The organism is Flammeovirgaceae bacterium SG7u.111 (assembly GCA_034044135.1).
GTDB lineage: Bacteria > Bacteroidota > Bacteroidia > Cytophagales > Flammeovirgaceae.
Genome location: CP139021.1, coordinates 2,268,558 through 2,281,527, shown reverse-complemented (window position 1 = coordinate 2,281,527; position 12,970 = coordinate 2,268,558). Strand labels below are relative to the sequence as shown.

At 42.8% G+C, this 12,970-nt stretch carries 11 protein-coding genes and 1 pseudogene; 4 read left to right on the top strand and 8 right to left on the bottom strand.

Annotated features, from left to right (window positions below):
- Nucleotides 1-2: 2 nt before the first annotated feature.
- Nucleotides 3-1,397 carry a DUF4403 family protein gene (locus tag R9C00_09005; protein ID WPO37586.1) on the bottom strand — a complete coding sequence of 465 codons (1,395 nt, stop codon included), beginning with the start codon at nucleotides 1,395-1,397 and terminating at the stop codon, nucleotides 3-5.
- Nucleotides 1,398-1,692: 295 nt separating this feature from the next.
- Here R9C00_09005 and R9C00_09000 point away from each other — a divergent pair, with 295 nt between their 5' ends.
- Nucleotides 1,693-2,307: a fumarylacetoacetate hydrolase family protein gene (locus tag R9C00_09000; GenBank protein ID WPO37585.1), complete on the top strand. Its 615-nt coding sequence runs from the start codon at nucleotides 1,693-1,695 to the stop codon at nucleotides 2,305-2,307.
- A gap of 63 nt (nucleotides 2,308-2,370) precedes the next feature.
- Here R9C00_09000 and R9C00_08995 read toward each other — a convergent pair whose 3' ends face one another.
- Nucleotides 2,371-4,431 carry a chondroitinase-B domain-containing protein gene (locus tag R9C00_08995; GenBank protein WPO37584.1) on the bottom strand — a complete coding sequence of 687 codons (2,061 nt, stop codon included), beginning with the start codon at nucleotides 4,429-4,431 and terminating at the stop codon, nucleotides 2,371-2,373.
- Nucleotides 4,432-4,815: 384 nt separating this feature from the next.
- On the opposite strand from R9C00_08995, the gene R9C00_08990 reads away from it, so the two are divergent.
- The 3 genes from R9C00_08990 (at nucleotide 4,816) to R9C00_08980 (ending at nucleotide 6,702) form a co-directional block, all read left to right on the top strand.
- On the top strand, nucleotides 4,816-5,412 hold the full coding sequence (locus tag R9C00_08990; GenBank protein WPO37583.1) for a Crp/Fnr family transcriptional regulator: 597 nt from the start codon (nucleotides 4,816-4,818) through the stop codon (nucleotides 5,410-5,412).
- A gap of 76 nt (nucleotides 5,413-5,488) precedes the next feature.
- The gene (locus R9C00_08985; GenBank protein WPO37582.1) at nucleotides 5,489-5,938 is read left to right on the top strand and encodes a DMT family transporter; all 450 of its coding nucleotides are present in this window, start codon (nucleotides 5,489-5,491) and stop codon (nucleotides 5,936-5,938) included.
- Nucleotides 5,935-6,702 carry a GNAT family N-acetyltransferase gene (locus R9C00_08980; protein WPO37581.1) on the top strand — a complete coding sequence of 256 codons (768 nt, stop codon included), beginning with the start codon at nucleotides 5,935-5,937 and terminating at the stop codon, nucleotides 6,700-6,702. The genes R9C00_08985 and R9C00_08980 overlap by 4 nt, the downstream gene beginning before the upstream one ends.
- On the opposite strand, the gene R9C00_08975 is transcribed toward R9C00_08980, so the two are convergent.
- The 6 genes and pseudogenes from R9C00_08975 to nifE all read right to left on the bottom strand — a co-directional run bounded on the left by R9C00_08975 (nucleotide 6,691) and on the right by nifE (nucleotide 12,863).
- On the bottom strand, nucleotides 6,691-7,743 hold the full coding sequence (locus R9C00_08975) for a homocitrate synthase (GenBank protein ID WPO37580.1): 1,053 nt from the start codon (nucleotides 7,741-7,743) through the stop codon (nucleotides 6,691-6,693). The genes R9C00_08980 and R9C00_08975 overlap by 12 nt on opposite strands.
- Before the next feature lie 89 nt (nucleotides 7,744-7,832).
- Nucleotides 7,833-8,150 (bottom strand): annotated as a pseudogene (locus R9C00_08970) ((2Fe-2S) ferredoxin domain-containing protein).
- A 30-nt stretch (nucleotides 8,151-8,180) separates the two neighbouring features.
- The gene (locus R9C00_08965) at nucleotides 8,181-8,504 is read right to left on the bottom strand and encodes a NifB/NifX family molybdenum-iron cluster-binding protein (protein ID WPO37579.1); all 324 of its coding nucleotides are present in this window, start codon (nucleotides 8,502-8,504) and stop codon (nucleotides 8,181-8,183) included.
- A gap of 306 nt (nucleotides 8,505-8,810) precedes the next feature.
- Nucleotides 8,811-10,088: a radical SAM protein gene (locus R9C00_08960; protein ID WPO37578.1), complete on the bottom strand. Its 1,278-nt coding sequence runs from the start codon at nucleotides 10,086-10,088 to the stop codon at nucleotides 8,811-8,813.
- A 65-nt stretch (nucleotides 10,089-10,153) separates the two neighbouring features.
- Complete coding sequence (locus R9C00_08955; GenBank protein ID WPO37577.1) at nucleotides 10,154-11,530, bottom strand: nitrogenase component 1; 1,377 nt, start codon at nucleotides 11,528-11,530, stop codon at nucleotides 10,154-10,156.
- Nucleotides 11,531-11,534: 4 nt separating this feature from the next.
- Complete coding sequence (gene nifE, locus R9C00_08950; GenBank protein WPO37576.1) at nucleotides 11,535-12,863, bottom strand: nitrogenase iron-molybdenum cofactor biosynthesis protein NifE; 1,329 nt, start codon at nucleotides 12,861-12,863, stop codon at nucleotides 11,535-11,537.
- Nucleotides 12,864-12,970 lie beyond the last annotated feature (107 nt).

Below are 12,970 nucleotides of genomic sequence, written 5' to 3'. Positions count from 1 at the left end.
GCTTACAAATCTTCTAACTCTAAATTTGCTTTCCCATTTGCAAAAAGCAGCACTTGTATATCTCCCTCTGTCACAATAATATCTTTGACAGTCGCATCCATTTTATCTACTACCAAACTGAACTTCTTTCCAGATTTCCCCTTTTCAATCCCATTATAAATCAGTTCGGGTAACATTTTTACTTCTTCCTCCAAAGAAATATATAAAGCTTCTTTGATTTGCTTTTTCAAGGTATCGTGCATCAGCCAATCGGCCATGGACAGTACCGCTTCTTGTGTTTTCACCTCAAACTCAAAGCTATCTACAAAAAAAGCGGTCTCCTTAGCATCGAAGGTAGGCGTGCCCTGAAAGTAAATATCACCGCTCACATCTCCTTTTATTGAAACCCTTACAAATAGTTTTTTACCACCCCCAAACACCTCTACACGATTAATTATCAACTCATTATCTTCTATCAAAAGTTCTTTCCCCTTTAGCTGGCTAGCCAACAAAAGGTTAATCTCACTGTGAGGAATTTTTGCTAAAACAACCATATTAAACCCAGCGGGAGGTATCGAATTCAATTTTAGCGAAGGCAGCTTTTTATTCGCTTTCCATTTGGGTGAATTGCCATACATGGTGGTAAAAAAAGCGGAAATACTTAGGGGAATAACAAGTGTTTCACCTTTAGTTTTGATATTTCCAATTCCAATTTCCTTAGGGTCTGCTTTCAACCAAACTTTGTGGACTTTTTTATTAATCAGAATCGGTTTTTGGATATCCACCCACACCTTTTGAATGGATTTTTTCACATTCACTCCGTTCCCAACCGCCTGATCTATCTGTTTGGTGAGTAAGCCTGAATTCTTTTGTAAAAAATTGTCGACTATCCCCCTTATATTCACTTTTATGAAAGAGATACGCAACTGAGGGTCTTTTTCCCAAACTACTTTTTTCAACTTCGTCTCGGTATATAATTTCCAACTTCTCCCAAGCGCCACCGAGCTTTCTAAAAACAAATTGACGGTAAAATCCATTCCTTTGTTCTCATTATACCCATCTTTCCCTTTTCCCAACACCTTTTTTTGCAACCAAACATTGAGAGGTAAATTGTATTTCAGCACATTGTTTTTAGCTGTTAACTGGATACGCCCAACTCGCTTCACTACTAGCTTCAAGTTGTCGCCTCCATTGTTATCGTAGCTAAGATCTTCATGAACAGTCCCTTTCAGTTTTTTATTAATAAGGTCTTCCAATCGTTTTACTTCGTAGCTCACAGGAAAATTGATACGGGAAAGCTCATTTTGCAAAGGAGGCAAAGAGGTTTCAGCCTCAGGTCTTTCGGGTTTGAGCTGTTGGCAGGCAGGAAAGGAAAGTACCATCAAGATAATGGCAATCGAAACTATCAGTTTATTCATCTTATTTGTTTCTCGGCTTTCGCTTCCAGATTTAACTCTCAAATCAGTATTTCCAATGAATTCCACACATAGAAAAACCTATTGTATCTTTCAGCAAAGCACTTTAACGATCAGGCTATGCCAATATAAAAAGAAGTAGCGAGATAAGTTATGTGTATAGAAAAACAAAAGTACTTTTTTGAAAACCGACCACTCTTCTAAAAGGAATTTCTTTGGAGAAAGATCAACAATATTTTTGAAACTAATCGGCCCTAACTAGTATATTGCGGCATTTTACAACACTAACTTTTTTATTATGAAAATTATAGGAATTGGAAAAAACTATGTGAACGAGATGAGTGAAAAGCCAGAAGGCGAAGTAACCCCATTGATCTTCACAAAACCTGATTCATCGCTCTTAGAGAATGACGAAGATTTAGTCCTCCCTTCTATCTCAGACGACGTTTGGTACGAAGTAGAAATTGCCTTTAGGGTAGGAAAAAAATGTAAAGGTGTAAAAGCGGCTGATGCACTTGATTACATCGACGCCCTCACGGTTGCCAATGACCTTACGGCAAAAGATGTGTTGAAGAAGAGCCGCGAGCCTAACAAAGGACCTTGGGCTTTGGCAAAAGGCTTTGACGGAGCTACGCCTATTGCAGCATTCCAACCAGTTTCAGACTTTGCCGACCTTAACGACATCAATTTTTCCCTCACAGTGAACGGAGTAGAAAAGCAAAAGGGAAATACATCGCTTATGATCACGAGCCTTGCCAAGCTCATTGAGTACGTTTCTGCTTACATGACGCTCAACCCTGGAGATATTTTGCTAACAGGAACGCCGGCACATGGTGTTGAAAAAATCAATTCGGGAGACCTTATGGAAGGTTACTTGGAAGGAAAAAAGCTTTTGGTTACAAAAGTGAAATAAGCACTAAAAAACGAGTTCAAGAAAGGCAAATAGCTTCTTGAACTCGTTTTTTTTAGAGCAGGTTTAATTATTCTTGATCAATATTTGTTGTGAGCCTAACCCTGGCAAAATCACAATATACATTCCCGAAGTCAACTTGCTTACATCAAGCAAAACCTCCTTACTTTTCATTTTCTGCTCCACAAGAACCTTCCCAGCTAAATCCACAACCTGAACATGCTCAATTAGTTTTTGCTCCGAACTGATGCGCAATTGCCCATTTCTTACCGGGTTTGGATAAACCGACAAGCCCAAATCAGCTAATTGATTTTTATCAAGCCCTACTACATCAGATGTCTCTCCCGACTGACTCACCGTGACTTTCACCTCTTCCGAACCCCCAACTTCGCTTATGGTCAAGGTTGCCGAACGTTCCTCAAGAGCCGTGTTTTTGCTCACAGTAGCTGTAACCACACCGCTATTCGATCCGCTTTCAGGATTCACGATCAACCAAGTAGCATCTGAGCTTACTTCCCAACTCACATTTGAAAACACATTGAATGAAATCTCTGCCGAATCGCTCTCAAATGAAAGGCTGGAAACCGAAGCCGAAAGTTCAGCTGGAATCTCTCCATTAGTTCCCGCTCCAAAGCCAACCAAAACCCCAACATCTCCTTCCACAAAAGGCTTGCGCTCACCATTTGCACCAAACTCTTCGGCTCCGGCATCAAAAGCCGATGGTCTTTCCCCTCCTAATATATCTTTGGTAAGAAAAGCATACGAATCTTGCCCAGCATCAATTGCGGCACTACCGGCAACAAGCCTATAAAAATCCGTCCCTTGCTCTAGCAAACCCGAAGCTGATTCTATATTTCCATTTGTACCCAAGGTAATGTCCCAGTCTCCATTTTGTGTGATATTCCCCGTATAGGTCGAATTCCCAATTGGTGCTGTATTTTCGCTTATCGCTTTGCTGCTCGAATTTAGCATGATATTATTCGCTATCTCAAGGTTCTCAGGCGCTAGCGTAAGATCACTTTTTACTTGTGTCCCCACCCGAATAGCCAAATCGCAGTCCACAAAGGTATTGTTCACAATCTTCGCATCCTTTACTTGATAATACCCATTCAGTTCGGTATCAGGCCTTCCATTAGTAATATTGATACCTCCCGTAGCGCCCGAAGTGCTACCACCTGCTTTTTTAGAATTCACTCCTTCTATGTAATTGTTGTAGACTAGGTGGCCTTCGCCTATCACCCGGATGCCAGCCGTAGTATTATTTTGGCTGGCAAAAAAGTAATTCCCATACACTTCACAGTTGTCGCCATGCCTCAGCGTAAGTGAGCCCTGGTAGTTGCGAAAGGTGTTATTGTAATACTTATTTTTTCCGCTTTTGTTGGAAATGATCTCTATCTCACCCGACCAATTGTCAAAGTAATTCTCATACACTTGGGTGTAAGAGTCTGACAAGGAAGTAGAACTATTTCCAATCCGGATCGCATCCTGATCGTTAAGATCGTTCATTTCGCCAACTGGCTTCCGGTCTGCCAAATAATTGTGGTGGATGCGGGTAAAATCAGGGTCCGAATCGTCCCTATTATCATTGATGATACTTCCCACACCGTACTTTCCTACAAAAGAACTGTAGCTAATTTCATTGTTTTGACCATAGACTATTATCCATTTGAACACAGCCTCAGCTTGCGCTTCCGTACCGTTGTAGCTATCAATGGTAATATTCGTGACCGTACAATTGTTGCAAACATTCTTGTCAGAATCCCTGAATTCAATAATTGGGTCAATCCGATCATCGCTTACGACCAAGCCCGATGGATTGCGAAACACAACACCATCAAATTTGATATATGACCCACCAAGTTGGACCTTGGTATTTCCTTCAAAAAAAACTGTACCCGCTGCTTCTGCTCGTATAATCACAGGCCGCTCGGCAGTTCCTTCTACATTTAGGTCAATTTTAACATCTGACCATATTTTACTTTTCAATATAATTTCCGAACCGGAAGATAGCGTATCAATGGCAGCCTGAAGTTCACCAACGTCAGTTACCAAAGTTTGAGCCATTGTCCCCCCAGACAACCCTACTGACAGCATAATGCCTATCAGCAGTAAACTCACTTTTGACATAATTCTATAGTTTTGATTTATTAAAAATTTATTTATTCCTCATACATAGTTTTACTATTGTTTTATAAAACTGAGCTAGTTTGTGTTTTATAAGCATCACAAAACTCTTTAAGAGGTTGTTTAAAGTTTTTATTTACTAGTGAAAATGGAATTGTTTTGACTTAGATGATCGGACACCGACTGGGCACTTTTCGCAGGTAATAGTGGAGCTATTCACAAGGAAAGTAACGACATATAAGGCAAAACAAGCCATTTGGAACGTGAAGAAACAATTTTAAACACCCTCTAAAGCCCCAAAGATAGGTAATCAAGCCCTTCTTTTTCATTTCTAATAATTTCGAAGCATATTTCAGCACCATTACAACAAAGTCACTTTTAAGACCTATGCTCACAGACAAAGAAAAATACTACAACAACCTAAGGTCAAAATTTGAAAGTTACCATCCCATCAGCGATGCTTCTTGGGAGCTGCTCAAATCCATTTCCCTGTTTGAAGAGGTAAGAAAAGAAGAGCTTGTGGTAAGGATAAGTCAAGTAGCCAAAAAAGTATTCTTCATTTGCAAAGGAGCGCTGAGGGCTTCTTTCTTGGATTCGGAGGGGAATTCGTACAACAAAAACCTTTTCCTAGAAGGTGACTTGGCTGGTTCAACGGTATCGATGTTGCTCAACGAACCTTCCAAGTTCGAAATTGAAGCCTTGGAAGACTCCCTCCTTATCAGCTTAAAATACGGCGAATACCGAAAGCTCATCAACGAACATGATGACCTCAAAAACTATTACATAGCCTATTTGGAAAAAAACTGGGTGATTGAAAAAGAGCAACGAGAGGTTTCCATAGTGATGGAAAACGCAAAGGAAAGGTACTTGAAATTGCTCGCCAAGCACCCCAATATCAATAAGCGCATCCCCCAACTTCACATCGCTTCCCATTTGGGCATCACCCCCACCCAGCTCAGCCGGATTAGGAAAAGTTTGAAATAATCCTTCCAAATCAACATATGTAAATGCAGGACCGGCTCAGCCTTCCTACCTTTGGTTCAAATAAAATCAATCTATCATGAACCAATATCTTTTATCGCTCATCGCCTTTGTGGGAGGGGTGTTTCTCGCTGCCCAAGGCGGTCTGAACGCCCAGCTAAGCGTGTTGCTAAAAAGCCCTTTACTTGCCTCAGTCGCCGCTTTTTCTAGCAGTTTGATCTTCGCCATCACCTTCGTACTTCTCAGTATAAAGGAAGTTCCCAAATGGGAAGAACTAACCAACATCCCCTATTACATGTGGTTTGTAGGAGGTCTTTGCAGCGTAATAGGGTTAAGTTTATACTATTACACCATCCCGAGGCTGGGTATCGCTACCATGATTTCCCTCGGCTTGTGCGGGCAACTCCTTTTTTCCGTAGTTGCTAGCCAATTTGGCTGGTTAAACTTGCCCATTGAACCTATTACCCTCAAAAAAGCTTTTGGAGTTCTCTCCATGATCATCGGAATCGTCTTAATCAACTTGAAATGAAAGCAGAACAAGAAAATTTAATTGAAGCAAATATCTCAAACTTGACTTCTTTTTGGAGAGAAGCAAGCTTTTCATTTGCCACTTATCAGTCAGAAGATGCTTTTGACTTTTGCGAGATAAAAAACTCCGACTGGCCCAACAGGCTCTGGTTTAAGCAGTCTATCAGCCAGCCCAACATTGCCAAGGCAAAAGAGCAAATCCGATCTGCTTCTTCACCGTTGATCGTTCCCCATTGGGAATTGGATGGAAGCCAGCGGTACAAGTTGCTAGAGAAAAATGGCTTTGAGCTTATTTTTGAACAAGTAGGTATGCACATGGAAATCCCAAATGCTTTTGAGGAACAAGAAGACTTCTCTTTGCAGCGAATTTCCTCCAGAAAAGAAGCCAACTTGTGGGCAGAACTTTACCCCCAAGCGTTTGGTTACAAAATAGGCGCGCACATTCTGGAAAAAACCTGGGGCTCTATTGCGTTCTACCTCGCTTTTCATAAAAACCAACCCGTAGGTACTGCCATCCTTTACCAAACAGGAGCGGTAGCGGGCATCCACGGCGTTGGAGTCATTCCCGAAATGAGAAAAAAAGGCTTTGCCGAACAGATAATGAAGCAATTGATCAACAAATCAAGAGAAAACCAAGCCAAGCATTTGGTTCTTCAAGCCTCGGCAATGGGCAAAGGAATCTACGAACGCCTGGGCTTCAAAGAACAATTCCATATGAGGAATTATATGTTGGGCGAAACCATTCCAAGCAACCTACTCACCTGAGAAGAAGGGCTCGGTCAGCTGAATCTCGTTCCAACGTTCGATATTCCTTTGGGAAAAGGCTTCAAAAGAAGCCTTGCCCGAATGTTTTCCCAAAGCGATCCGCGTACCTTCTACCCCAAAATCTGCCGGGTTAATGACTTGGTAAGATTTTACATTTCGCAAGATGGCCGAAGTATGAATGCCCGACTCGTGCCTGAATGCGTTCCCGCCCGTAATGGCTTTTTGCTTGGGAATTGCCGAATCGCTTAAGGCAGCTACATAGCGACATAGCTGGTTGAGAATCTTCGTACAAAACCGATCAGCTCCCTGCTTGGAATACAAATAAGCGATCAGCTCTTCTAAGGCGGAATTTCCTGCTCGCTCACCCAAACCGTTAACCGTTGCACTTATGCAATCTGCTCCTGCTTTCATGGCTGCCACAGCATTTGCGGTTGCCATTCCGTAATCGTTATGCCCATGGAACTCGATAGGTTGGAAGGAAAACAGTTTTTTCAAACCTGAAATAAATTCAAAAGTTTCTATTGGATCCAATATCCCGACCGTATCGGCAATTCTGATCCGGTCGGCACCAGCATCAATCGCATTCCATATGTAATGTTGGAGAAACTCGGGTTCTGCTCTGCTGGCATCTTGTGCGCCCATCGTCACGTGGGGGAACAAGCCTTTTGCCAAGGCTAGGGTTTCTTTCAACTGACCCATCACCCACCTTCGGTCTTTGCCCAGTGTCTCCATCTGGATGCTAGAAACAGGCAAAGAAATATTGATACATTGCGCTCCTAGCCTTGCTGCTTGGACGATATCCTCAGTTTTTGCCCTACACCAGCTGGAGGTTTTGAAGCAAAACCCAGCTTGGGCAATTGTAGATATCGCTTCTTGTTCTTCCTCCCCAATCACCGGTGTCCCAGCTTCTACCTCATCTATCCCAAGCTCATCAAGCATAGCGGCGATTTTCATTTTTTCATCTATCGAAAATGCAACACCAGGAGTTTGCTCACCATCCCTCAGCGTAGTATCGATTATATATGGATTTAGCTTTTTCATTGGTTCAGAATAACTTAGGTATTTGACTAAATAGAACCGGTTTACCCTTCATTAGTATATCAGCACTTCAAGTAATCGGCACATCACGTTTATTCTGAAATCAAATATTTATCGCAGGTTTCCCCTTCTTCTATCGAATCCAAAATATCGTCGATCACTTCTTCACTATTTACCCCACCGTACCATTCGTTTCGGGGGTGAACTACCATTACTGGTCCTTGGGTACAAACATTGAGGCAGGCAGTGGTTGACACAGCTACATCTAGCCCCCTGTCCGAGCATTCTTCAGCGATGTATTGCAACAAATCTGTTGCCCCTTTTTTGTTACACTTGCCTTGGGCTTCACCAGCAACTCGGTACGAGTTACAAATCAAAATGTGTAAATCTGGTTTTTTCATGACAAAAAATAATGAGTTAAAAAATTGAACCTATTCCTATTAAACCCGACTGATGGGGCATATACAAATCGTTACAGCCATCCCCTTTTCTTCCAGTTTCCCTTTCGGGGTTTCACCTATAGAAGCGGTGACTAGCTGTTTGCAATCCTTGATTACATCGTAAACCGCATCAAGCTTTTCTTTTCTAAAAGGATGCTGGCTGAGCCCTGCGGGGCTTTTGGCAGTGGTACAATAACTATCCACCTTCCGCTTTTCAACCAACTTCTTTTTCCCTTTAGAAAATTCAAAAATGTAGAAGACTTTCGTCTTGCCAAAGTGCAGATCCACATTGGATCCATCTGAAGTACAAATTGCCACTTTCATATTTAGCTTCTTTTAATACACTATTTCTTATTCGAAGAAAAGTTGCTGGTTACTAGTTTTTTTGTTGCTAGATAAATTGACAGTGAAGCATAAGGGAAAAGATGATTTCTCATAAAAAAGAAACACTGATGTAATCATTTAGCCCATGATAGAATTGTCGTGATTTCATTCATTTTAAAGTTTTCGTTTTTATTTCCCCTGAATTAAAAATCAGTAACATGAGACGTTTCCTTCATAGATCACTTTTTACAAAACCAGTAACCTATAACTAGCACTCGCAGCAGCGAACCGCCTGAAACGCGTTTTTCAGCCACAACCCGAGCCATTGCCTCCGCAGCTATCGCCGCACTTGGTGAGTTGGGTTTTTATTACTGATTTTAATTTTTTTCCTTTGTAAACTGCATCCAAACCATCTGTGATCAAACCAGACATTTCCACCACAGCAATATCGAGATTGTGAAGTACTTCAACAGGTCTTCCTCCCACTCCATTCACCAACAAATAAGCGCAGTCTTCCAATACTTTCGCCAACCTCACCCAGCGGATGTCTCGCTCACCTTTCTGAGGTGTTTTTCTGTTTTCCACCAACTCATAACCCGTTTTCGTTTGCTTGAAAATCATCAGGTCGGTTGCTTCGCCAAGGTGCTTGTTGATCATGAGCCCTTCGTAGCTAGCCACCGCCACATACGGACGATCTTTTTGAACGCTTACGGGAAACATTGAGCTTGCGCACTGGTCTATCAATTTGTAGGCAGATTTATCATCTCTGCCGAGCATGCCAGCAGCATCCGCCCTACACCTAGCACAATGCGTCATTGGCTTAATATGCTTACCTACCGTTTTCACAATTTCCCTCACAGACTCCCGAGTTGGTTTGGGATAATCGGCCATGTCGCTGCCCTCGGTGGGAATGAGTGGAATACAGTTCATGGTCGCAGCACCAAGTTCAGCTACCCGCGCGGCAATCTCGTCCATCTCATCGTCATTTACTCCCGGAATAATAATCGAATTGACTTTTACGGTAATCCCCGCCTCCACCAAAGCGGTGAGGCTAAGCGTTTGTTGCTCCAGTACCGTAAGCGCTGCCATTTCCCCTCGGTACACCTTTTTGCCAAACCGCACCCATTTGTAGATCACCTTGAGCGTGTCCAGTCTAAAACTGTTGATGGTAAGAGTTACGTGGGTCACATTATTTTCTTTCAGCTCCTCTACATACGGCGCTACGTTCACCCCATTGGAAGACAAACAAAAGATTTTATCGGGAAACTCTTTGCGAATAAGCTTGATGGTTTCCATAGTCTTTTCTGGCTGGGCAAAAGCATCTCCAGGACCTGCTATTCCTATGGTGGAAATATTTTTGATCTTTTGAGAAATGACACGCAAATAATTCACCGCTTGAAAAGGTGCCAAAACAGAGCTTGTCACGCCCGGCCTGCTCTCGTTCACACAATCATATTTCCTATTGCAGTAGCTACATTGCACATTACATTTGGGGGCAACGGGCAAATGAATCCGAGCATATTTGAATTTTGCTTTTATATCGAAACAAGGGTGAAGACCCGATTTTTCTTCTACTTTTTCCATGGTTAATGCATTGAGTTTTAATCTTCTGAAAATTGGCAATCATGCCCAAGCTCCTCGTTCTTTCCTCACATATATTTGTACCCTACTGGAGAATTGTCTTGCGTGTATTGGATAAGAGCATTTGCCATCTTGTCGAACAATTCCTGCGTACCCTCATAACTCACATGTTTGATCCGCTGCCCTCCAATTCGGTCATGCACCGGGAAGCCGATCCTGACCAGTGGAATATCCAACTCCCGTGCGATGTAATACCCTTTGCTATTCCCAATCATGATATCAGGTTTCAGCTCGCGGCAGCTTGAAGCAATGTCTTCGTAATCAAAATTATCGTGAACGATGATGTCATTACTAGGTTTTACTTTTTCGTAAATAGTTTGCTTTAGCAAACCACTTCCCCCACCCGACGCACAAAGCACGGTTTCTATGCCAATTTCTTCCAGAAACTTGACCATTCCCACCACAAAATCTTCCTCTCCGTACACCACTGCCCTTTTTCCAAACACATATTTATGACCATCCACATAGGCATCTACCAACCTTCCTCGCTGCTTTTTGTAGCGTTCTGGCATGGGGTTTCCACTTAGCTTTTCAAGGGTTTCAAACATCTCGTCGGTAGCGTTTATGCCAATGGGCAAGCCCAAATTGAACCTCGGAACCGAATGCTCTTCTTCCAAATATTCCCCCGCTGATTTTGCCTTCGTATCAGAACCGCTCAAAATATATCCGAGCTCTATCGTCGCACGTGAAGATCCTGTCTCTTTGATCTCGTCTACTGTTGTGCCACCTTCGGGAATGCGCATGTATTTGCCATTGTACTCGTAATCCAAGGTGTTAGAATAGTCGGGCAAGAAGATGTTTTCCAACTTAAGCTCGACCAATATTTCTTTCAGCACCCGCAAATCTGCGGTGGACAGATAGCCCGGCAAAAAAGTAATTTTTTGAGTAGTTTGCGAGGCTTCTGACAAAGGGGCGAATTGCCTGACCAAAGCCGCTACAGCATCGTGGAAACCATTGGCATGCGTTCCTTTAAAGCTTGGCGTGTTCACATATACCAACTCTGGCAAATCCTCGCCACTTTTCGAGTTCTTATATTTATGAAGAATGACCTGCATGTCGTCGCCTATAGTCTCACTCAGACAGGTGGTGGCAATCCCGATCACCTTCGGATCATATTGATTTATTATATTGTTAAGGGCAACAAACAAATTTTGCTGTCCTCCGAAAATAGCCGACTGTTCAGTAAAGTTTGTCGATGCAATATCGACTGGTTCTTTGTAATGGCTGATCAAATAGCGACGAATGTACGTAGCGCAACCCTGCGAGCCGTGAATAAGTGGGACACAACCTTCCACACCCTTAAAAACCACACTTGCCCCCAGAGGTGTGCAGAGTTTACAGGCATTCCTTGTCGCTACAAATGCTTTTGGTTTGATGTCTTTCATAACTTCAGCTTTTAGTAAATTGAAAAACGGGACTCATGGCCGTGGCGTAAATTTCCTTGGCGAAATTGAGCATCCCTTCATATCCTGCAAGTGCTAGTTTTCGTTCATGGTTATGGTCGCAAAACCCAATTCCAAGTTTGTAGGCAATTGGGCGTTCTTTCACTCCTCCTATCAGGATATCGGCTTTCGTTTCCTTCACAAATTGGGTAAGTTCCAAAGGGTTGGTATCGTCTACCAGGATCGTTCCCTCGTCACTGATCTCCTTCATAATCTTGTAATCTTCTTTGTTACCCGTCTGAGATCCTACTACTACCGTTTGTACCCCGATCATGCGCAGTGCTTTGATGAGTGAAATAGCTTTGAAAGCGCCACCTACATAAATCGCAGCTCTTTTCCCTTCCAATGTCTCTTTGTATTTGCCAAGTTTTGGGATCAAGTCACTTACTTCGGTGCGAACAAGTTCAATTGCCTTGTTCATCATAGATTCGTTTTCAAAAAAGCGAGCCACCTCGTACAATGCACCCGACATGTCTTCAATTCCGAAATAGGAAACCCTCATGTAAGGCACTTTGTATTTTTGTTCCATCTGCATGGCCAAATTACTCATCGAACCCGAACATTGGACGATATTCAGCGCCGCTTTGTGCGACTGTCGGATATCATCTACCCTGCCGTCTCCCGTAATGGTCGAGACGATTTTGACACCCATTTTTTCATAGTAATCGCGGAGGAGATATAACTCTCCCGCTAGGTTGAAATCCCCAATGATATTGATGCTGTTTGGAATAGTTTCTTCACTTCCTTTGGTTCCTACCAACCTCATCAGCGCATCACATGCTACTTTGTAACCGTCTTTTTTGGTTCCGGCAAAACCTGGTGCTTGCACAGGAATCACATCAATTCCCGTCTCTTTGCCTACTTGCCGACAAACCGCTTCCACATCGTCGCCTATTAGCCCCACTATACAGGTAGAATAGACAAAAGCAGCCTTCGGTTTGTATTCATTGACTAGCTCCACCAAGGCAGATGTCAATATTTTCTCACCCCCAAACACCACTTGTTGTTCTTTCAGATCAGTGGAAAAGCTTAAGCGATGCAATTGCGGCCCTGAAGACAAAGCCCCACGGATGTCCCAAGTATAGGAAGCGCAACCCACTGGTCCATGGATGAGGTGAAGGGCATCGGCAATAGGATACAAAACCACCCTTGAACCACAAAAAACACATGCCCGCTGACTTACCGAACCAGCTAAGCTAGCCTTGTCACACGCAAGCTCGCGTTCATCTTTTCCTTTGGTAACTATCTGTCCGGTTCTATCTTTCAGTATTTTCATTGACTCCGAGGTTTAACTACAGTCCCCCAGCCCGAAGGCTGGGCTTCTGATAGCATTCAAATTACAACAACCAATTATAATTCAATCAATCGCATGCGCACTAAAAC